The organism is Sulfurospirillum arcachonense DSM 9755, from assembly GCF_000597725.1.
In the GTDB taxonomy this organism is placed as follows: domain Bacteria; phylum Campylobacterota; class Campylobacteria; order Campylobacterales; family Sulfurospirillaceae; genus Sulfurospirillum_A; species Sulfurospirillum_A arcachonense.
Genome location: NZ_JFBL01000007.1, coordinates 81,969 through 102,185, shown reverse-complemented (window position 1 = coordinate 102,185; position 20,217 = coordinate 81,969). Strand labels below are relative to the sequence as shown.

Here is a 20,217-nt window from a genome sequence, read left to right as displayed (position 1 = left end):
TTGAAAAAATTATATAAATCGTATAATGAATCTACAAATATTTTCCAAGAGTATGAAAAAACATATCCTAAACATTTTAAAATAGAATCTATTGGTCAAACGTGGGAAAAAAGAGAAATTAATGTAATAACGATTTCTAAGGATATAAAAAGTGCAGATACAAAACCAGCACTATTTTTCACAGGAACTATACATGCAAGAGAGTGGATAGGGCACGAACTTGCTGTTGAATTTACCAAATATATATTGGAAAATTTAGAACAAGATTTGATGCTTCAGCTCTATTTAGAAAAAGCCACCATATATATGGTACCTTGTGCAAATCCAGATGGTTATGAATACTCAAGAAGTCATTTTAATTTTTGGAGAAAAAATAGAAGAGAAAATGCTGATGGAAGTTTTGGGGTAGACTTAAATAGGAACTTTCCCATTGGATTTGTAAGTGGAACGAAACCAAATTCAAATGTTTATGGAGGTCCAACTCCATTTTCTGAACCAGAAACTATAGCACTCAGAGATTTTGTTGAATCTCATTCAAATATAACTATTGCACTAGATTATCATTCACAAGGAAATGTATTTTTCCCAGCACATGACTTTAGGCATGAAGACGCAATTGATACAACAGATATTAATATTTTATGTGCCAATATGGCTGAAAAAATTAGAAAAGTCTCCTATAGAGAGTATGGGATACATCAAGGAAAACCTCCTGCAAAACTTATCTCTGGAAGCGGTAGAGAATTTTATCATTCAAAAGGAATACTCTCAAGTGTAGTTGAAGTTGGTACCAGGAATATTTCTGATTATATGGGAAATATGAATGAGCATTTAAGAGAGCACATCGAGGCACTCCTCTCAGCATTAAATGATGTACCAAATTATGGAGAAAAAGCAAAATTAAAAAGAGTTGACTCCTTTGAAATTAATAGTGTTGGCTCTTCAAGTGTAAGTTTAAAATGGACCTATAATTCAAAAAAAGATGTCTATTTTGAATTATATAGAAGTAGAAAAGATAAAAGTTTTTGTATGGGCTCAAACCTTGTTACAAGAACAAAGTCTTTAGAATTTACAGATTTACATTTAGAATCATGTACTGATTATTACTATAACATCAGAGCGGTAAATAAATCACGTACCATAAAATCAGCTTTTTATCCACAAATAAGAGTGCGAACAGATACAGATTTTGATGAATTTACAAGAACATACCATGCACAAGCATCAAAGACGGGCTATGTAGCAGAAAAATTAAAAAATAATGCTCAGCATTTTGGTGTTAATTCTTTATTTGTTGGCGTTGATCAACTCAAAGGAGTATCATATGCTATAGTGACTATAAATCCTTTAAGAATACCCAAAAATATTACAATAAAGTCTGCATACTTTAGTCTTTATCCTATAAACAGAGTTTCTGCTACAATTGAAAAATATGGTGAATGGAACGTAGGACTTGTAGACCCTCAAAGTATCAAGGATATAACAAATTTTGATGAAGTTGATAATATGAAAATTATTTCATATGTAGGTAAACCTACAAAATCACATCAACTTACTCAAGGGATTTGGAGAAAATGGGATTTTTCAGGGCTAGAATGTGATGCTTTAAATGAGCAAATTCAAAATGGACTTATAACCTTTAGAATAGAAGGTCCTAAAGAGTTAGAAGCTGGTAGAAGTAAACAGATGATGCAATGGGACTTAGGATATGGTAAGTTTAGTGGAGGTTTAGAGTATAGACCAAGATTAGAGTTAACATATAAATTAGAACCAGAAATCACAACAATATATCCAAAAATAATTCATACAATAAGCAAAAACAAAATACAAGAGAATGAGCTTATATCTGGATTTGATAAGGATGGATCAAAAATATATTCTACTATGGAGTTTAATTTAGGAACTATTCCTCCATATAATGAGACAATGATAGTGAATGCATACCTTGAATTAAATTCAACGAAGATATATTTAAAAGATGATATTAGGTTTCATTTAGAGTTTGTAGATGAGAGTATCGATAAAGATTTTGAGGGTATTAGTAATAGAGAAGTAATTCAAAACATAGGATATGATGTTAGTGCAAATGAGTTAAAGAACAATCAAACACAATATTTTATGTTTGATGAATTCTCAAATCGTGAATTAAATCAAAAATTAAAAGATAGAAGCGATGTAGCTTTTGTTTTAAAACCCACGTCTTCAAAAAAATCTATTAAAGATAAAATTGTTGCATGGGAAGTGAATAATAAAGATTTGTCTCCTAAACTCATAATAGAGCATATTGCAAAAAGAAGATTTCCTGTTGCACAAGTAAAAAATGCAAAAGTTTTTATTGAAAATGGAAAAATTAAACTTACTTGGGAAAATCCTACTGAAAATGGATTTAGGGGTACAAAAGTTATAAAAAATCCATATAGATTTCCTGCTTCTCAAAAAGATGGACAAAAGATTTATGCAGGACCTGATAATTATACATATGATGATTTTGGGGCACTTGATATAAGTAAATATTTTTCAATTTTTACTTATGATGATGTACCCAATTATTCAGAACCTGTTGTTATACAGTATATTCCTGAAAACAAATAGATTGAGCTAAAAAAACTCTTTATACTTTACATGTAGAAGTTCTCTAGCTTCTTTGTAAAGTAAAGTATAGTTTGAATCTATTTTGTCTATAAGAGAAGAGTATTTTAAAAAAGTTTCCCATACTTGGTTGGCTGGGTCAGTTCTTTTCATGACTTTAAGTGCTAAGGCAGTCGAACCATTGATAAGACCTTTTAGGATAAAACTCTCTTCTCTTTTTTTAGGTATATTTTTCCACTCTCTCCATTTGTCTTCTAAAACTTCATGGCCTTCAACAAAATCATTGTTATACACTACTTTTAGAAAATTTTCTAATTCTCTCATTGTTTCTCTTTTGTATTTTGAATAAACTATTATATCTTTTTATAAAAAGTTAGATATTAATTTATTTCTTGACTTTTAAGGTTTATTTTTATATAGTTGCATAGCCAAAGGTTGTATATGCAACTATTGCATAAAGGAGGTATTTTGAAAGAATTAGTCAGTTGTATAGGATTTCAGCTTAAACTCACCAAAAATATTATGGAAAATGAACACAATATATATTTGAAAAAATTTGGAATTAGCAGTGAACAAGGGCTTCTTTTAAAGTTGGTTTATGAAATGCCAGGTTGCACACAAACACAAATATCAGAAGTTTTACATAAGGATAAAACTACAATAACAAGAATGATAGATTGCTTAGTAAAAAAAGATGCATTAGTAAGAAAAAACTCAGAAGAAGATAGAAGAGTTTATAAAATTTATGTTACTAAAAAAACAGCAAATAATATAGAAGAGCTTGCTCCTATTTTTGAGAAAAGAGAAAAAGAGTTAAGAGAAATAGTAGATGAAAAAGATTATGAAACAACACTTAGAGTATTAAATCAAATAAAAGAATATTACAGAGGATTAAATAAATGAAACGTTTAGCATTACTATGTTTTATAGTTCCTGCATTGTATGCAGAAGGATTGCAGTCGTTGATGGATTTTGCTATTAATAATAACCATATGGTAGCATCAAAAGCATTGACACAAGAGTCAAAATCAAAAGATATAGAAGTTGCACAAAGTGCTTATTATCCAACTATTGATTTAGGTGGAGCATATCAAAATTCTGATCAAAAATCTGTAGGGATAGCTGGTGATATATATAAAGGCTATGCAACAGTTGGAGTTGATTTATATGATGGAGGAAAAAAACATAATACGATAGAAAAAAATAAAGCTTTATTAAAATCGTCAGAGTATGATACATCATCTTATAAAAAGAATTTACAACTTTCAATTGCTGAAGATTTTTATAATATAAAAAGTGAAGAAGCAAATTTAAATGCATTGAATGAAAAAAATATCCAATTAGAAGCTGAACTTGAAAGAATTAAGAAGTTTTATGAAGTTGGAAGTGCAACTCAAGATGAAATTGATAAATTGCAAGCTGCTTTGAGTGACAATATCTATCAAATAGAAGCAACAAAATTTCAAGTTTTATCTTTAAAAAGGCTTCTTAGTATAAAAATTGGTAAAAAAATTGAGACATTAGATAATTCTATTGTTAAGGTTCCAACTAATATACAAAAAGAATTAAGTGATGATATAAAAGTACTTCAATCTAATGCATCGTCATTTAAGTATTCAGCTAAAACAATCAACTCTGGGTATCTTCCTCAAATTAGATTAGAAGATACTTATAATGTATATGATTATGGAAGAAGTGATTCTACTCATCCTGATGGATTAGATAATCAAAATGTATTACTTCTAACATTTAACGTAAAGCTTTTTGATAATGGAAATCTTAAAAAGCAAAAAGAATCAATTTTGATTCAAAAAATGGCATTAGAGAGCCAAATAAAACAAGCTACTGAAGAACAAGATATAAATATAGAATTGGCATTATCTAAAATAAATACGACTAAAGCACAAATCAATAGTGCTAAAAGTTCATTAGAGTCTGCAATTAGTGCATATAAAATTATTGCTGAAAAGTACAAAGCAGGTTCAGTTAATAATGTAGATTACTTAGATGCATTAAGTGTAAAAACAAATGCTAAAGCCCAGTATGAAACAGCATTAAATAATCTTCAAATTGCATATGCTTCGTACTATTACTATACAAATAAAAATATTAAGGATTATATAAAATGAAAAAACTAAAACAAGGACTAATAGTATTAGTAGGATCACTTTTACTAGTACCTACTTTAGCACAAGCAACAGATAATAAAGGTGCCAAAGCACCACAAAGACAAGCTCCAAAAGCAGATATATATATTGTTCCTGCACCAAAAGACTTACCAATACTATTAAAGTACCCAGCACAAATTAAATCATTTCAAAATGTTAGTGTGGTTTCAAGAGTTTTGGGGGTACTAGAAAATAAGTATTTTGAAGAAGGACAAAAAGTAAAAAAAGGTGATTTGTTATATAAAATTGAGGATAATATATATAAAGCAAAAGTAGATGCAGCTAATGCTTCTGTAAAAATGAGTGAAGCAACTTTGGATAATGCTGAGCGCAATTGGAAAAGAGTTAAGAGATTATATGCAAGAAAAGCAACAACGCAAGAAAAAAGAGATGTAGCATGGTCTTCTTATAATGAAGCATTAGCTTCTTTATCTTTATCAAAAGCAGAATTACATCAAGCACAAATAGATTTTGATTATACGCAAGTTAAAGCGCCTATAGATGGTACTATAGGATTAAAAAAAGTTGATGTTGGAGATTTAGTTGTGTCAAATCCTCCTACATCTCTTGTAGAAATTACTCAAAATGATAAAGTATTTGTAGAATTTTCTATGCCTTTTAGTGATTATGTAAATATAAAAAACAATATTTGGACAATGCCAGAAAACAAAGTGATTAATGTAACTTTAGAGATAGATGGAAAAGCAACAAAGAGAAGTGGTGCAATAGATTTTATGGATGTAAATGTCAATAAAGAAACATCAACAGTAAAAATGAGAGCCGTGGTAGACAATAGTGATGGGTATCTTATGTCCGGAAGTTTTGTAAGAGTTTTATTAAATGATATTACACAAAAAAATATCATCACAATACCTCAAAAAGCGGTACTTCAAAATCCTCTTGGAACTATTGTATTTATTGAAGACAAGGGTGTAGTTGCTATTAGACCAGTAAAAATAGGTAATGAATCAGGAGATAAGTTTGTTCTAAATGGTGGACCACTGAAAAGTGGAGATAAAGTTATTGTAAATAATTTCTTTAGAGTAAAACCAGGTGCTCCAGTCGTGGTAGATAAAGTAATTAACAAGGAACAATAGATGTTTTCAAAATTTTTTATAAATAGGCCTATTTTTGCTACTGTTATAGCATTTTTGATAATAATAGCAGGAGTTGTATCTATACAAGTGTTGCCTGTAAAGCAATATCCTGCAGTTGCACCTCCTCAAATTAAGATAACTGCTACTTATCCAGGTGCAGATGCACAGACACTTTCCAAAACGGTTTCAAGTACACTTGAAGATGCTATTAATGGTGTTGAACATATGACATATATGACTTCAACAGCAGCTCCAAGTGGTATTCTTTCTATGAGTGTTTATTTTGAAGTTGGTACAGATGTTTCACAAGCAAAAGTAGATATTAATAACCGTGTGCAATTAGCACTGAGTAAATTACCAGAAGAAGTACAAAGACAAGGAGTAAGTGTTAAGGAGCGTTCTCCTGATATGATTAAAGTTGTATCTTTTTTCTCTGATAATCCAGAACATGATATATTGTTCATTTCAAACTATATTAGCATTAATATTATTGATGAGTTGAAGCGTATTAACGGTGTAGGAGAAGCTACAGTTTTTGGGCAAAATGATTATGCTATTAGAGTATGGATAGATCCGGCTAAATTAGCACATTATAATTTAACACCTACAGATATAAGTAATCAAATATCAAGTCAAAATAATCAATACGCTGCAGGAAGTGTTGGTTCTGAACCATTAGAAAAAAAGGCACCATTTACATATGTTGTTTCCACCGAAGGTAGATTTAAAACTGTTCAAGAATTTGAAAATATTATTATTCGCTCAAATACAGATGGATCAACATTACGTTTGAAAGATGTTGCTCGAATTGAACTTGGCTCAGATACATATTATACAAGTGGAAAGTATTCTAAAAAACCTATGATGCCAGTTGGTGTCTTTTTATCTTCAGGTGCAAATGCACTAGATGTTTCAGCGGCTATTGATAAAAAGTTAGAGGAGTTAAAAGCTACTTTTCCAAAAGGTTTAGATTATGCAATGACATATGATACAAGTATATTTGTAAAGGCTTCAATTCAAGAGGTTATAAAAACACTCTTAGAAGCAGTTGTTTTTGTAACTATACTTATATATCTTTTTTTAGGGAATTTTAGAGCGACTATTATTCCTGTGCTAGCAATTCCTGTTTCTATTATAGGTACTTTTGCAGGATTATATGTTGCAGGATTTTCTATTAATCTTTTAACCCTTTTTGGTCTTATCTTGGCTATTGGTTTGGTTGTTGATGATGCCATTATTGTTATAGAAAATGTTGAGAGGATATTAAAAACAAAAGCTGTAAGTGTCAAAGAGGCTACGACAGAAGCAATGAAGGAGTTGACAACTCCTATTGTAGCGATTGTATTAGTACTTTCGGCTGTTTTTATACCAGCAGCACTCAGTGGTGGATTTAGTGGTGTTATGTATAAACAATTTGCTATTACTATTGTTATAGCAGTTGTTATTTCAGGTATCGTTGCACTTACTCTAACACCTGCACTTTGTGCTGTATTTTTAAAAGAGCATGAAAGTGAACCTATTTGGCCTCTTAGAAAATTTAATCAATTTTTTGATTGGCTTACAAAGATATTTATTGGTATTACGCGACAAACAATAAAATTATGGGTATTCTCACTTTTACTTTTTGGTGGACTTTTATATACGACATATGGCACAATGCAAAAAATACCATCAGGTCTTGTCCCAGCTGAAGATCAAGGGATATTGTTAGTAATAATTAATATGATGCCAGCAACTTCATTATCAGAATCTATTAAAATAGTAGATGGGATAGAAGATGCATTTTTAAGTCATAAAGATATTGAATCCACGGGAGTTATCACCGGACTTGATTTAACAACATTTGCATATAAAACAGATTCTTCAGTTATGTTCGTGCCTCTAAAACCTTGGGAAGAGAGAAAATTACCAAACCAAAGTTCACAAGCACTAGCAGGACAATTTTTTATGAGAATGATGCAAAATAAAGATGCTTTTGTTATTCCTCTTAGTCCTCCTCCAATTAGTGGGATGAGTATGACAGGTGGATTTGAAATGTGGATACAAGATAGAACAGGTGGAGATTTACAAACGCTTAATAAATATACACAGCAGATTTTAGCTGAAGCTAGTAAAGATCCAAGAATAACAGGTTCTAGATCATCACTAAATGCAAATGTTCCTCAGTACTCGTTGAGTATAGATAGAGAAAAAGCAAAAGCTATGGGTGTAAGTCTAAAAGATATTTATGTAACTCTACAAAGTACTTTTGGAAAAGGATATATCAATGATTTTAACCTTTATGGAAGAACATATCATGTTAATATCCAAGCAGATTCAAAATTTAGAGCAACTAAAGATAACTATAAAGATGTTTTTGTTCGCTCAAACAATGGTGAGCTTATTCCTTTGAGTACTTTTGTAGATACAAAAAGAGTAGTAAATGCAAGTATTATTCAGCGTTTCAATATGTTTAATGCGGCAAGAATTACAGGAAATCCAGGAATAGGATATGCATCAAATGATGCAAACCAAGCAATCGAAGAGATAGCAAAAAGAATTTTACCTGAAGGGTACACTATAGCATGGGCGGGAACAACTCTTCAAGAAAAACAACTTGAATCTAAAGGAAATTATACTGTTGTTTATGCGGCAATTTTTATTTTCTTAATTCTAGCAGCGTTGTATGAGAGTTGGAGTATTCCTATGGCAGTTATTCTGTCTATTCCTTTTGCAATATTGGGAGCTGTAATAGCAGTTTTGCTAAGAGGCTTAGAAGCTGATGTATACTTCCAAGTAGGACTTGTTACTCTTGTTGGGCTTTCTGCGAAGAATGCTATTTTAATTGTAGAGTTTGCAATGGATAAACTGCGCGATGGAATGAGTCTATTTGATGCAACAATAGAAGCTGCAAGGTTAAGATTTAGACCTATTGTTATGACTTCTTTGGCTTTTATAGTAGGGACTCTACCTTTAGCAATTAGCTCAGGTGCAGGGAGTGCAAGTCGTCATATCATTGGAACAACAGTTGTTGGTGGTATGGTAGCGGCTACAGTGATTGGTGTTTTATTTATTCCACTTTTCTTTTATTTAGTTGTGAGAATAAAACAAAAATTTAGTTTTAAAAAAGAAACTAAATAGTAAAAACAAGGAAAAGGTACTGTGAAATATGGTACCTTTTTCACTTCAAAACAGTCACTTAACAAACAAGGAAAAGCGTGATATCTAAGAAATACGAATTTATATTTTTTGGACTTTTAATGTCTAGATTTATGTCAAGAGTTATCTTTTTTCTTATAAAAACATGAGTCAATTACCCTATTATTCTTATCGTAATTATATGATGGATACTTATGGAAAGGTACTCTACTCTATCCCTATTGATTTAGATTTGGGATGTCCTAATAGAAAAAGTGATGGCAGTGGAGGGTGTACTTTTTGTCCGCAAAATGGTGCTCGTTCTGCCCAAAGTCTGGATGCTAAAAGTATAGAAGAGCAAATACACAAATCTGTTGCATTTGCTAAAAGAAGATATAAAGCAGAGCATTTTATGCTTTATATCCAAGCTTATACAGGTACATTTACAACTTTATCTCAGCAAAAAGAGACTTACTCAAAACTTTTAAAATTTCACGATTTTGATGCGATTAGCATAGGAACTAGACCTGATTGTTTGAGTGATGAGACTTTAAAATATCTGCAAGAGTTAAATAAAGAGATAGATGTCATAGTAGACCTTGGTGTTCAAACCCTCAATGATGAAACACTTAAAAAAATCAATCGTGGACATGATAGCAAATGCAGTCTTGAAGCGATACAGAAACTTCAAAGTTATGGGATAAAAATTTTTGCTCATGTGATTGTAGGACTTCCAAATGAAAACAGATGTGATTGGGAACATACAGTAAAAAAACTTGTTACATGTAAAGTAGATGGTATTAAGATTCATAATCTACATGTAATCAAAAATACGCAACTGCACGATGAGTATACAAAGAGAAAATTTAAAATATTTGATGAGTATGAATATGCAGAAGAACTTATATATTTATTAAGATTGATACCTTCAAATATCCCTATTATAAGAATCGCAACGGATACTCCTAATAAAGATTTAATAGCACCTCTGTGGTATATGGAAAAAGGACAATTTGGAGAGTATATAGTACAAGCTATGCAGTACAGATATGGAAAAGCAGATACTAATCGTGAGTTTTGGAGTGAAAAATATAAAGATTTTTACTATCCAAGAAGTGGAGCAAAAGCACAGGCTAAAAAGCTTTTTATCGACAAATCAGATTTACAAAAACGCCTTACATGTAAGGATGTAAAACTTTTAGATATAGGCTTTGGTTATGGAATTAATTCACTTGAAGCTATAAAACTAAAGAAAAAAAATTCTTTACATGTAAAAGCACTTGACCAAGATAGAAGTATATTAAAAGAAGCAGATAATCCCTTACTTCATGCTCTTTATGAGAAAAGTTATTATAGTGATGAAAACAATAGCCTAGAGTTTATTGTTGGAGATATACGCTATAGTCTTAGAAAACTTGATGAGAAATTTGATGTTATCTTTTTAGACCCATTTAGTGAAGATAAAAATCCTTCTATGGTAAGTATTGAAGTTTTTAAAATACTCCATGATTTACTTCATGAAGATGGTGTTCTTGTTTGTTCTACGTCACTTCATACAGTGAGAGTAGCCCTTAGTCAAGCTGGATTTAAAAGCCAAATAGTAACTCTAAAAGATATTAAAGGTTTAGTTGCTACTAAAGGTTATGAACACATAGAAGGAGTGCCTTATAGCGATCCCTATTTGGTATATACAGATAAACAGATAGCAAAATATAGGGAACATTTAAAAGCATAAACTTTTCATAATCACAAAAACTATATAATAAGAAAAAAATAAAAGGTTAGTTTATGGCAGCATATGTTTTTGGGCATACAAACCCAGATAGTGATTCTATTGTAGGGGCAATTTCTTTAGCGTATTTGAAAAGTCAAATTGGAGAAGAGTGTATCCCTACTCGTCAAGGTGAGATTAGTCCTGAGACACAGTTTATACTTAATAAGTTTGGATATGAGCTTCCACTTCTTAAAACTGAGTACGCTGGTGAAGATGTTTATATTGTGGATTATTCTGATTTAGCACAAGCTCCTAAAGATATATTAGAAGCAAATATAAAAGGTATAGTAGACCATCATAAACTAGGGGATATTACTACATCAGCTCCACTAGAGTGTTGGATACGTCCTGTTGGTTCTTCAAATACAGTGATAAAAGAGATGTATGATTATTATGCAGTGGATATTCCTAAAAATATAGCAGGTATGATGCTTTGTGCAATACTCAGTGACACTGTTATATACAAATCACCAACTTGTACTCGAAATGATACAAAAGCGTGTAAAGAGTTAGCTGAGATTGCTGGGATAGAAGATGTAAAAGCACTTGGGATGGAAATGTTTTTAGTAAAATCTGCAGTACAAGGTGCAACTCCCAGAGAACTTACAACTCGTGATTATAAAGATTTTGATATGGGTGGTAAAAAAGTGGGTGTAGGTCAGCTTGAAGTTGTTGATTTAAGTGTATTTGATAATATGAAAGATGATTTATTTGCAGATTTAAAAGCTTTAAAAGATGAAGGTAATAGACATACAACAATGCTTCTTTTAACAGATATTATGGAGGAAGGATCACAACTTTTGGTAGTAAGTGATGATGATAGTTTAATTGAACGTGCATTTGATGTGAAATTAGAAAATTCTCAAGTTTGGTTACCAAAAGTTTTGAGTAGAAAAAAACAAGTTATTCCATTTGTAGAAAAAGTATTCGCATAAACATGAAAAGAGAGTTTTTAGTTCATAAATGCAAAGAATTGCATGAGTATTTACAAGAAAAATCTAATTCTTGTACACTTTATAAGTATGCTGATAAAAATTCTTATAAATATGAGTTTGAAGACCGTATTTATGTACTTGAACAATATAAAAACTCTCTTTCTAACTTAAATAAACTTATTCTTATTGCTAAAGAGAAGGTTAGTATAGATAAAAAAATACAAAAACTCCAAGAAATTACAGATGACAAAAGGTATCAATCCAAATATTTAAAACTTTTTGGAAACCCTAAAAATTATGATTTTGATGTAAGTTTAGTTTTAAAAAAATGTGATGCAGTAGGATTGTCTCGTTTGGATTTACATTTTCATATTGGTATGAGTTGTTCTAAAGTATTTAGAGTACTTTTGTACAGACTTAATCAAATCTTTATTTTGCAGTACGAGGCATATAGAAAAAATGATATTGATACAGAATATAAAGATTTGGAGAAAACTCATACGAAATTATGCAGTATATTAAAGCTTGCTTACGAAGTTTTTGATGAAAAAATTATAAAGTGTATAGAAAAAGATTTTGAAAATTTAGACAGCCTTTTAGATTATCAAGAAACTTATGAAAGATATGTATTAAATTTTCAAACATTTGTGCATGAAGAGAGTTTTTATGACACTATGCTAGCTCAAGAAGCTATCTACTTTTTTAATAAAAAAGAGAAGGTATTTAAGCTAGCGAAGTCTATTAATAAAATAAAATAAAATTTATTTGCATATTATAATGCTTTGGCAAATCCCTATATTATCCATTTGGTTTACAATTTTTAATCCAGCTTTTTCAATATAGTTTTGCATATCAGTTGCATTAAACATTTTACTATAGCCATTGGCTAATGCAGTAAAGTATGGTGAAGTATTGATAATACAAAAAGAGGAAGTTTCAAATCTTTGTTTATCCCAAAGTGGTTCCATAATACATACTTTTCCATTAGTATTTATTGCCTCTCTCGCTCGTTTTAAGATAGCAATAATGTCTTCTTCTCTAAAGCAATCTAAAAATTGACTCATCCAAACAATATCATAATTTTTAGGAAGAGATAATTGGTGGTCTAGTATGTTTGTTGGAAAAAAATCTATCTGATTTTCAAGACTGTTTTTTGCAATATTAGGTTTTGCAAGTGATACTTGTTCAGGAAGATCTGCAATAGTTATTTTTATTTTTTTATTTTTTTTTGCAATATTCATAGAAAACTTTCCAGTATTTCCACCTATATCTAAAATCGTATTTGGTTTCATATCTAAGAGTATATCAACAGCTTCATTTAAAGCTGTATCAGAGTAGTAGTGGTCAAATTCAAACCAACTTTTTTTAGCTTTTTGAGGAAGAGTTGAGAGTTTTGGATAGATTGTAGAACTATCATCGCCAAAAGTTTTATATAAACCTATTGGGGCTTCTTGCTTTAATGATTCTTCTAGATGGAAAAGTCCTTCATAATTGACATAGTGATTATAGTTCATATTGATTTTTGTCATTGTATCATTTTGTAAAAAATAGCCAGTTTTTGTTATACGATATTTATCATTATTTACTTTGACAATGTCGGCACTTAAAGAAGTTTCTAAAAGAGTTTTAATTGCATATTCACTTAAATCTATTTTTTTTGTCAACTCTTTTAAACTTATTCCCATTTTATCATTTTTTTGTAAAATTTCTAAAATACCAAAGTCTCTCATCGATTTTGTTACTTGAAAAATAATAGGAGCAAATGCTATTTTTTGAGCTTCATATTGAGCTTCTAATGCGGACTTTGAGTCATTTTTTCTAAAAAGATTATTCATTGCTTCACTTTTGTTTTTTGAAGTATATTCATTTTTAATATAAATTTAGCTAAAATCTATCTTTTTAAGGAGCTAATCATGAAAATATTATTGAAAATTTTATTTGTAGCATTTTTGTCTATGAGTTTTTTAGAGGCAGGAGCAGGTGGTGATGCTTGGAGAAGTACGAAAGAAGCAACTAAAGATGCTTGGAAGAGTACAAAAAAAGCAACTAAAGATACGTGGAAGAGTACAAAAGATACAACCAAAGAGATAAAAAAAGAGACAAAAGAGACTAGTAAAAGCGCTTGGCAAAGTGTAAAAGATTTTTTTCAATAAGGGCAAAAAAGAATGATAACGGGCGATCAGTTAAAAGAAGTAATAATAAAGAATTTAAAATTAGAAGATATAGAAGTCAGTGATATAGAAGATGATATGGCATTGTTTGGTGAAGATGGTTTAGGACTTGATTCTGTGGATTCAATCGAATTAGTTTTGACACTTGAAAAAGAGTTTGGAGTAAAAGTTGCAGATTCTAAAGAGTATGAAAATATCTTTGCAACATCTAAAACTCTTTTAGATTATATAAATGCAAATCAATAGGGTTTTTGTAAATTCTTATAGGGCAGTATGCTCAGCTGCTTTAAATGCTGAGGATTTATTTAAAGTAGTTTGCACACAAAAAAGTGGTATTAAAACAAGTACAACTTTTTATGCAGATAAAACTGTAGGCATTGGGATAGTTAAAGTTGATCTTGAAAAATCTCTTTTAGAGGAAATTGGAACAGTTCTAAAAAATAGTAATTTAGATAATTTTGAAGAGACACTTTTAGTTATAGGCTCATCTGTTGGTGGTATGAGACTAAGTGAAGAGAAATATTTTCAAGATAATAGTTATAAAAATATCAATCCAGCTTTACATGTAATAGATTCTATTAGTTATAAAATATCACAAAAATATACATTTAAGGATGATTTATCATTTTCGACAGCATGCACGTCGAGTGCAAATGCACTTGGTTATGCCTATGAAGTTATATCTAAAGGTGTTTATAAAAATGTTTTAGTAGTTGGTTATGATACGCTTTGTAAAACAACAGTTGGTGGATTTTATGCACTTGGTGTTTTAAGTGCTAATAGATGTAAACCTTTTGATAAAAATAGAGATGGCATGAATGTGGCTGAAGGATTAGGAATTTTACTTTTACAAAATAAACAAATAGATACATCTGTTGAATTTTGTGGGGTGGGTTATAGTTCTGATGCTTTTCATATGACTCAACCAAATCCTGAGGGTGCAAAAAAAGCTATGCAAAATGCTCTTACATGTAAAGGTTTGCAACCTGAAGATATTAGTTATATAAATGCACATGGAACAGGAACAAAAGCAAATGATAGCAGTGAAATAAGTGCAATAGAGAGTCTGTTTGGAAAAAGCGTCCCAGTAAGCTCTACGAAATCTATTACAGGACATACTTTAGGGGCTGCAGGTGCACTTGAAGCTATACTTTCAGTGGTGTCTCTACAAAAGCAGATAATAATGCCAAATAGCAATTTAGAATATCCAGAAGCTGAAGGTATGAATTATGTTTTAAAAGCAGAAGAAAAAGAGATAAATTATATTTTAAGTAACTCTTTTGCTTTTGGAGGAAATAATACATCACTCCTTTTTGGAACAATAAAATGAAAATTAATTTAGAAATACTTTCAGCTGCTCATTTACTTGGAAAAAAACAAATAGAAAATCTTCATACAAAAGAGTTAGTCCCTAAAATGATTATTAGAAGAAGACTTACCCGAGCAGCGAAAATAGCGATTGAACTTCAAGATATGGTTGGATTTAAAGATGGCAGAATTATAAATGGAACTAATTATGGTGAACTTGAGGTTACAGTAAAGATATTAGAAGCAATTAAAGAAAATCAAAGTATAAGTCCAACAAATTTTCAAAACTCTGTTTATAATACAGCAGTCTCTTATCTTTCAATTTTAAGTGAAAATAAACATGAGATAACAACTCTCTCATGTGGGGACAAAACAGCGAGGTCTGTTTTAAAAGCAGGTGCAATCAAAGCGCTTGATGGGGATGAAATATTGCTTTTATGTTTTGAAACGATAAATATAAAAAATATAGAAGAAGTCAATTCTTATATTGAATATTTGGAGAGTGGGGTAGCTTTAAAAGTAAAAGCTACAGATAAAAAAGCAAATATTCAAGTTGAAAAAAGTGATATTGTAGGAGTTCCAAACTCTATTAGTGAACTTTTGCAAGTTGCACAAAAAGCACAAAATATGAAAACTCCTATTGTGGAAGTAAGCATATGAATCTTCCTCATTTAGCCCCAATTCTTTTTGCAAAAAAAATTATAGAAAAAAATGAAAAAAGTGCAAGAGTAGAGTGTGAATTTCCATATCCTCCCTCACTACCTATGCTTTTAGAAGCTGCTGCACAATCGAGTGTTGCTTTGAATACAAATGATAAAAAAGAGGGTTTTTTAGTGGCTGCAAGTTCTTTAAAGTTACATAAAAAAGTAGAAAATCAAAGTGTAGAGATACAAGTAAATGCACAAATGCAAATGGGTAATATGCATCTTTTTTCTTTTGAAGTAAAAAATATTGCAGAAGGAAAGTTTACAGTTTATGTTAACGACTAATTTATATAATTTAATCAACAAAAAAGAGCAAAATTTTCAAATCCAATTAGCCAATAAGAATCATGCTGTTTTTCAAGCGCATTTTCCAACAAATCCTCTTTTACCTGGATTTATGATGATAGAGATTTGTGCAGAAATTTTAAACCATGAAATACAAGAGATAAAAAAATCAAAGTTTATGAATCAAGCATTACCAGAAGATATATTAGATTTTTTAATTATATATAAAAATAGTACTGTTCATGTTGAGATAAAAAATGCAGAAACAAAGATTGCGAGTATAGTATATGAAAAAGTCTGAAATAATTGTTGTAGTACCTACATATAATAATCCAAACTCCATAGACAAAGTAGCTGAGGATGTACTAAACCATGGTTATAAATTACTTATCGTAGATGATGGCTCAACTCCTAAAGTAGCATTAAAAGAAGAAGCAAATTTAAGCATTATTAGGCATGAAGTAAATCGTGGAAAAGGTATGGCAATTATTACTGGGGCAAAAGAGGCTAAGAGATTAGGTTATAAATACTTTATCTCATTAGACGGTGATGGCCAACATTTAGCATCTCAAATAGAGTCTATTTTACAAGAGTGTGATGATAAAGACCAAATTATTATAGGTGCAAGAAATTTTGATATAAAAGATGTTCCAAATGGCTCAAAATTTGGAAGATGGTTTTCAAATATGTGGGCTTGTTGGGATACGGGCCAGCATATAGAAGATTCACTCTCAGGATTTCGTCTTTATCCCACTAGCATACTTGATTTAAGTATAAAAACTGAAAGATTTGATTGGGAAATGGAAGTTTTAGTAAAACATGCTTGGAAAGGTAGGCTTATAAAGGAGAAAGTGATTGAGTGCTATTATCCTCGTCCTGAAGAGAGGGTAAGTCATTTTAAAAAGTTTTGGGATACTGCGGCTATTGTTTGGGTGCATATTCGATTATTGCCTTTAAAATTTATACTTAAAAGACTACCGAGTAATAGATGAAAGTTCGTCAAAGAGGAAGTGGATGGAGTATAAAACTCGTATTTAACTTGTATAGATTATTTGGTTACAAATTTATTTATTACCTCATGTACCCTGTTTCGTACTTCTATTATTTAAAAGCAAAAAATGTTAGAAATGCTTTAGTTATATATTATAAGCATATTGGAAAGGAGTTTACTCCTTCTGTTCATCATGAGCATTTAAGACATTTTGCTATTTGTATGTGTGATAGATTTGTTTCTGTTGTATCGCCCGAAGAGTATACATTTATAGCAGATGATATAAAAAAAATAGAAAATGAATTAAAAAAAGGTGGTCTTTTACTCTGTTCTCATTTTGGTGGTTGGGCTAGTATTGCAAATTGTTTGGATAACTGGGACATTCAAGTCAATATTATTATGCAAGAAGTTTTAATCCAAAGCATTAAAAGTATAGAAGAAACACTTGAAACAAAAAAGCAACCAAAAATAAAAATTATAGATATTGCAAAAGAGGATATAGGTGTTTCAATTGAAATTGCAAGAGCTTTAAGTAACGATGAAATTGTAGCTATGATGGCAGATAGAGGAGTGAGTGAAAAAAGTAAAAAAGGAATAGAGTTTTTTGGAGATACGGGGTATTTTAATAAAAATCCTTTTGAGATAGCCTATAAAACACAAAAACCTTTAAATGCAATTTTTATTAATTATGTTAAACCTCAAACATATATGATAGATCATATTAAAATAGATATAAACTATAATGAAAAAAAAGATATAGAAGTAGAGAGGTGCATGAAAATATATGCAAAAAGATTTGAAACGAATATAAAAAAATACCCACAAGACTGGTTTAATTTTTATAATTTTTGGGAGAAATAGTTTGGTAATAGATAGTAAATATAAAAAGTATGAAGAGATAGTAAAAGCAAGAAGTGTAAAACTCTCTAGTGATAAAAAGTTTATCGAACATTTTCTTTTAGGACATGAGTTTTTAATGGAACAAATTCGTGGAGGAAAACCTGTATATGGTGTAACTACAGGATATGGTTCTAGTGGAAAAAATTATCTCACATATGATGATGCACAAACTTTACAAAAAAATTTATACCGTTTTCATGGATGTGGTGTTGGTGAAAATTTGAGTTATGATACTGCCAGATATGCGGTTTTCATTAGACTTGTTTCGCTCTCTAAAGGACATTCTGGGATTTCATTTGAGCTTTTAAAAAGACTTGAGATGCTTTTAGAAAAAGATATGATTCCTATTATCCCTTCACAAGGTTCAGTTGGAGCTAGTGGGGATTTAACACCTCTGTCTTATATCGCTGCAGTCATTGCTGGTGAGAGAGAAGTTTACTATAAAGGTGAAGAAAGAACTAGTAAAGAAGTACATAATGAGCTTGGAATTGAGCCTTATGTATTTAAACCAAAAGAGGCATTAGCCCTGATGAATGGAACAGCTATTATGAGTGCTATTGCTATTACGAGTTTGAAAAAATTTGAAATTTTATTAGATAGTATGGAGTCTTTTGTAGCAGGGATGTATGAGGTACTTTTAAGTGATGATACGCCTTTGAGTGAATTTGTACATGATGAGTCAAAACCTTTTAGTGGACAGATAGAAGTAGCAAAAAATATCAGAAAAAAGATTCAAGGCTCAAGTCTTACTCACGGTCGTGATGATAGATATGACAAGTTTTTTAACGACAATGAACTCAATATTCAAGATACATACTCTATTCGTTGTGCTCCACAAGTTTTAGGAGTTGTAAGAGATAATTTGGAGATTTCAAAAAATTGGGTAGAACAAGAGATAAACTCAGTTAATGATAATCCTCTCATAGATGGTAAAAACAAAAAACTTTATACTTCAGGAAACTTCTATGGTGGATACATAGCTCATGCTATGGATACACTGAAAATCTCTATGGCAAATGTTGCTGATTTACTCGATAAAGAGTTTGCACTTTTAGTAGATGACAAGTTTAACCGTGGCATTGGAGAAAATCTCAAAATAGCGACCCAAAATTATTATCATGGTTTTAAAGCGATGCAGATAACTTTAAGTTCTCTTAGTGCAGATATTATTAAAAATACAACTGCAGCATCAATCCATTCTCGCCCAACAGAATCACTCAATCAAGATAAAGTAAGTATGGGAACAACAGCAGCACTTGATTTTAAAAAGATGAATAAAGTTTTAGAAGATATGTTGAGTATAGCTTTTATTGGACTTGCTCAAGCTATTGACATTAGAGGAGCTGAAAAAGTTTCTCCTGCTTTGTTACAATGTTTTGAAACTTTACGTCAAGAAGTTTCACCACTTATCGAAGACAGACGTATGGATGTAGATATCAAAAAAGTTAAAAAAATGTTGAATAAAGGTCTGTTTGCATGAAACGTGTATTAGTTACTGGTGCAACTGGAGAGATTGGAAGTGCTATAGTGCGAGATTATGCTCAAAATGGATATTTTGTATATATTCATTATAGAGGAAGTCAAGAAAAAGCTCAAAAACTCTTAGAAGAGATAGACAATGGAGCACTTATACAATTTGATGTGAGTGACAAGCAAAGTATCAAAGAAGCATTAAAAGACTTAAATGTAGATGTTTTAGTCAATTGTGCGGGTATTATAAAAGATAAACTTTTTTTCTTTATGGAAGATGATGATTGGGAAGATGTTATTAAAACAAATCTTGATGGTTATTATCATGTTACAAAACAGATAATAGTAGGTATGATAAAAAACAAATCAGGCTCAATTGTAAATGTTACTTCTATTTCAGGACTTGTAGGAAACATAGGACAGACAAATTATAGTGCAAGTAAAGGTGGTATTATCGCTTTTACAAAAGCACTTTGCCTTGAAGTTGCAAGATATGGCATACGAGTCAACGCAATTGCACCAGGAGTGATAAAGTCACAAATGGTAGAAGAGGTTGATAAAAACATAGTAAAAATGATACCAGCAGGTCGTTTAGGAGAACCAGAAGAAGTGGCTGAGGTAGCTTACTTTTTAGGAGATAAGGCAACATATATTAATGGAGAAGTTATTAATATTAGTGGTGGGATGGTTAGATAATAAATTTATTTT

20 protein-coding genes are annotated in these 20,217 nt (G+C 30.7%); 18 read left to right on the top strand and 2 right to left on the bottom strand.

Annotated elements, in window-relative coordinates; all coding sequences use genetic code 11:
* Entirely contained in the window at nucleotides 1-2,592 is a 2,592-nt protein-coding gene (locus K354_RS0107155; protein ID WP_024954821.1) for a M14 family metallopeptidase, read from the top strand.
* A 6-nt stretch (nucleotides 2,593-2,598) separates the two neighbouring features.
* On the opposite strand, the gene K354_RS0107150 is transcribed toward K354_RS0107155, so the two are convergent.
* Nucleotides 2,599-2,913, bottom strand: coding sequence for a DUF309 domain-containing protein (locus K354_RS0107150; RefSeq protein WP_024954820.1), 315 nt, complete (start codon nucleotides 2,911-2,913; stop codon nucleotides 2,599-2,601).
* A gap of 144 nt (nucleotides 2,914-3,057) precedes the next feature.
* On the opposite strand from K354_RS0107150, the gene K354_RS0107145 reads away from it, so the two are divergent.
* The 7 genes from K354_RS0107145 (at nucleotide 3,058) to K354_RS0107115 (ending at nucleotide 12,438) form a co-directional block, all read left to right on the top strand.
* A complete protein-coding gene (locus K354_RS0107145; RefSeq protein WP_024954819.1) occupies nucleotides 3,058-3,492 on the top strand; it encodes a MarR family winged helix-turn-helix transcriptional regulator in 435 nt (144 codons plus the stop codon).
* On the top strand, nucleotides 3,489-4,718 hold the full coding sequence (locus tag K354_RS0107140; RefSeq protein WP_024954818.1) for a TolC family protein: 1,230 nt from the start codon (nucleotides 3,489-3,491) through the stop codon (nucleotides 4,716-4,718). Before K354_RS0107145 ends, K354_RS0107140 begins: the two co-directional genes overlap by 4 nt.
* Entirely contained in the window at nucleotides 4,715-5,854 is a 1,140-nt protein-coding gene (locus K354_RS0107135) for an efflux RND transporter periplasmic adaptor subunit (protein WP_024954817.1), read from the top strand. Before K354_RS0107140 ends, K354_RS0107135 begins: the two co-directional genes overlap by 4 nt.
* Nucleotides 5,855-8,974 carry an efflux RND transporter permease subunit gene (locus K354_RS0107130; protein WP_024954816.1) on the top strand — a complete coding sequence of 1,040 codons (3,120 nt, stop codon included), beginning with the start codon at nucleotides 5,855-5,857 and terminating at the stop codon, nucleotides 8,972-8,974. It begins immediately after the preceding gene.
* A 163-nt stretch (nucleotides 8,975-9,137) separates the two neighbouring features.
* Nucleotides 9,138-10,706 (top strand): tRNA modification radical SAM protein MnmL/YtqA, encoded by a 1,569-nt coding sequence (gene mnmL / locus K354_RS0107125; RefSeq protein ID WP_024954815.1) that lies wholly within the window; start codon nucleotides 9,138-9,140, stop codon nucleotides 10,704-10,706.
* A 53-nt stretch (nucleotides 10,707-10,759) separates the two neighbouring features.
* Entirely contained in the window at nucleotides 10,760-11,680 is a 921-nt protein-coding gene (locus K354_RS0107120) for a manganese-dependent inorganic pyrophosphatase (protein ID WP_024954814.1), read from the top strand.
* Between the two features lie 2 nt (nucleotides 11,681-11,682).
* Nucleotides 11,683-12,438, top strand: a complete 756-nt coding sequence (locus tag K354_RS0107115) for a hypothetical protein (RefSeq protein WP_024954813.1) — start codon at nucleotides 11,683-11,685, stop codon at nucleotides 12,436-12,438.
* Between the two features lie 3 nt (nucleotides 12,439-12,441).
* Here the strand turns inward: K354_RS0107115 and K354_RS0107110 are convergent, their stop codons facing one another.
* Nucleotides 12,442-13,515: a methyltransferase gene (locus tag K354_RS0107110; RefSeq protein ID WP_024954812.1), complete on the bottom strand. Its 1,074-nt coding sequence runs from the start codon at nucleotides 13,513-13,515 to the stop codon at nucleotides 12,442-12,444.
* A 78-nt stretch (nucleotides 13,516-13,593) separates the two neighbouring features.
* On the opposite strand from K354_RS0107110, the gene K354_RS0107105 reads away from it, so the two are divergent.
* The 10 genes from K354_RS0107105 to fabG are packed head-to-tail and all read left to right on the top strand — an operon-like array spanning nucleotide 13,594 to nucleotide 20,205.
* Nucleotides 13,594-13,833, top strand: coding sequence for a hypothetical protein (locus K354_RS0107105; protein WP_024954811.1), 240 nt, complete (start codon nucleotides 13,594-13,596; stop codon nucleotides 13,831-13,833).
* A 12-nt stretch (nucleotides 13,834-13,845) separates the two neighbouring features.
* Entirely contained in the window at nucleotides 13,846-14,097 is a 252-nt protein-coding gene (locus K354_RS0107100; RefSeq protein ID WP_024954810.1) for a phosphopantetheine-binding protein, read from the top strand.
* A complete protein-coding gene (locus K354_RS0107095; RefSeq protein ID WP_024954809.1) occupies nucleotides 14,084-15,181 on the top strand; it encodes a beta-ketoacyl-[acyl-carrier-protein] synthase family protein in 1,098 nt (365 codons plus the stop codon). The genes K354_RS0107100 and K354_RS0107095 overlap by 14 nt, the downstream gene beginning before the upstream one ends.
* Nucleotides 15,178-15,819 carry a beta-ketoacyl synthase chain length factor gene (locus tag K354_RS0107090; RefSeq protein ID WP_024954808.1) on the top strand — a complete coding sequence of 214 codons (642 nt, stop codon included), beginning with the start codon at nucleotides 15,178-15,180 and terminating at the stop codon, nucleotides 15,817-15,819. Before K354_RS0107095 ends, K354_RS0107090 begins: the two co-directional genes overlap by 4 nt.
* Nucleotides 15,816-16,148 carry a hypothetical protein gene (locus K354_RS0107085; protein ID WP_024954807.1) on the top strand — a complete coding sequence of 111 codons (333 nt, stop codon included), beginning with the start codon at nucleotides 15,816-15,818 and terminating at the stop codon, nucleotides 16,146-16,148. The genes K354_RS0107090 and K354_RS0107085 overlap by 4 nt, the downstream gene beginning before the upstream one ends.
* Nucleotides 16,135-16,449 carry an ApeI family dehydratase gene (locus K354_RS0107080; RefSeq protein ID WP_024954806.1) on the top strand — a complete coding sequence of 105 codons (315 nt, stop codon included), beginning with the start codon at nucleotides 16,135-16,137 and terminating at the stop codon, nucleotides 16,447-16,449. Before K354_RS0107085 ends, K354_RS0107080 begins: the two co-directional genes overlap by 14 nt.
* A complete protein-coding gene (locus K354_RS0107075; protein WP_024954805.1) occupies nucleotides 16,436-17,140 on the top strand; it encodes a glycosyltransferase family 2 protein in 705 nt (234 codons plus the stop codon). The genes K354_RS0107080 and K354_RS0107075 overlap by 14 nt, the downstream gene beginning before the upstream one ends.
* Complete coding sequence (locus K354_RS0107070; protein WP_024954804.1) at nucleotides 17,137-18,000, top strand: lysophospholipid acyltransferase family protein; 864 nt, start codon at nucleotides 17,137-17,139, stop codon at nucleotides 17,998-18,000. Before K354_RS0107075 ends, K354_RS0107070 begins: the two co-directional genes overlap by 4 nt.
* A 1-nt stretch (nucleotide 18,001) precedes the next feature.
* Nucleotides 18,002-19,519, top strand: coding sequence for an HAL/PAL/TAL family ammonia-lyase (locus K354_RS0107065; protein WP_024954803.1), 1,518 nt, complete (start codon nucleotides 18,002-18,004; stop codon nucleotides 19,517-19,519).
* Entirely contained in the window at nucleotides 19,516-20,205 is a 690-nt protein-coding gene (gene fabG, locus K354_RS0107060; protein WP_024954802.1) for a 3-oxoacyl-ACP reductase FabG, read from the top strand. Before K354_RS0107065 ends, fabG begins: the two co-directional genes overlap by 4 nt.
* Nucleotides 20,206-20,217 lie beyond the last annotated feature (12 nt).

Excerpts from the sequence above, each read along its gene's own strand:
- K354_RS0107095 (WP_024954809.1), top strand. The coding sequence starts at position 14,084 with ATGCAAATCAATAGGGTTTTTGTAAATTCTTATAGGGCAGTATGCTCA.
- K354_RS0107085 (WP_024954807.1), top strand. The coding sequence starts at position 15,816 with ATGAATCTTCCTCATTTAGCCCCAATTCTTTTTGCAAAAAAAATTATA.
- K354_RS0107140 (WP_024954818.1), top strand. The coding sequence starts at position 3,489 with ATGAAACGTTTAGCATTACTATGTTTTATAGTTCCTGCATTGTATGCA.
- K354_RS0107115 (WP_024954813.1), top strand. The coding sequence starts at position 11,683 with ATGAAAAGAGAGTTTTTAGTTCATAAATGCAAAGAATTGCATGAGTAT.
- K354_RS0107105 (WP_024954811.1), top strand. The coding sequence starts at position 13,594 with ATGAAAATATTATTGAAAATTTTATTTGTAGCATTTTTGTCTATGAGT.
- K354_RS0107130 (WP_024954816.1), top strand. The coding sequence starts at position 5,855 with ATGTTTTCAAAATTTTTTATAAATAGGCCTATTTTTGCTACTGTTATA.
- K354_RS0107100 (WP_024954810.1), top strand. The coding sequence starts at position 13,846 with ATGATAACGGGCGATCAGTTAAAAGAAGTAATAATAAAGAATTTAAAA.
- mnmL (WP_024954815.1), top strand. The coding sequence starts at position 9,138 with ATGAGTCAATTACCCTATTATTCTTATCGTAATTATATGATGGATACT.
- K354_RS0107135 (WP_024954817.1), top strand. The coding sequence starts at position 4,715 with ATGAAAAAACTAAAACAAGGACTAATAGTATTAGTAGGATCACTTTTA.
- K354_RS0107070 (WP_024954804.1), top strand. The coding sequence starts at position 17,137 with ATGAAAGTTCGTCAAAGAGGAAGTGGATGGAGTATAAAACTCGTATTT.
- K354_RS0107110 (WP_024954812.1), bottom strand. The coding sequence starts at position 13,515 with ATGAATAATCTTTTTAGAAAAAATGACTCAAAGTCCGCATTAGAAGCT.
- K354_RS0107150 (WP_024954820.1), bottom strand. The coding sequence starts at position 2,913 with ATGAGAGAATTAGAAAATTTTCTAAAAGTAGTGTATAACAATGATTTT.
- K354_RS0107120 (WP_024954814.1), top strand. The coding sequence starts at position 10,760 with ATGGCAGCATATGTTTTTGGGCATACAAACCCAGATAGTGATTCTATT.
- K354_RS0107080 (WP_024954806.1), top strand. The coding sequence starts at position 16,135 with ATGTTAACGACTAATTTATATAATTTAATCAACAAAAAAGAGCAAAAT.
- K354_RS0107090 (WP_024954808.1), top strand. The coding sequence starts at position 15,178 with ATGAAAATTAATTTAGAAATACTTTCAGCTGCTCATTTACTTGGAAAA.
- K354_RS0107075 (WP_024954805.1), top strand. The coding sequence starts at position 16,436 with ATGAAAAAGTCTGAAATAATTGTTGTAGTACCTACATATAATAATCCA.
- fabG (WP_024954802.1), top strand. The coding sequence starts at position 19,516 with ATGAAACGTGTATTAGTTACTGGTGCAACTGGAGAGATTGGAAGTGCT.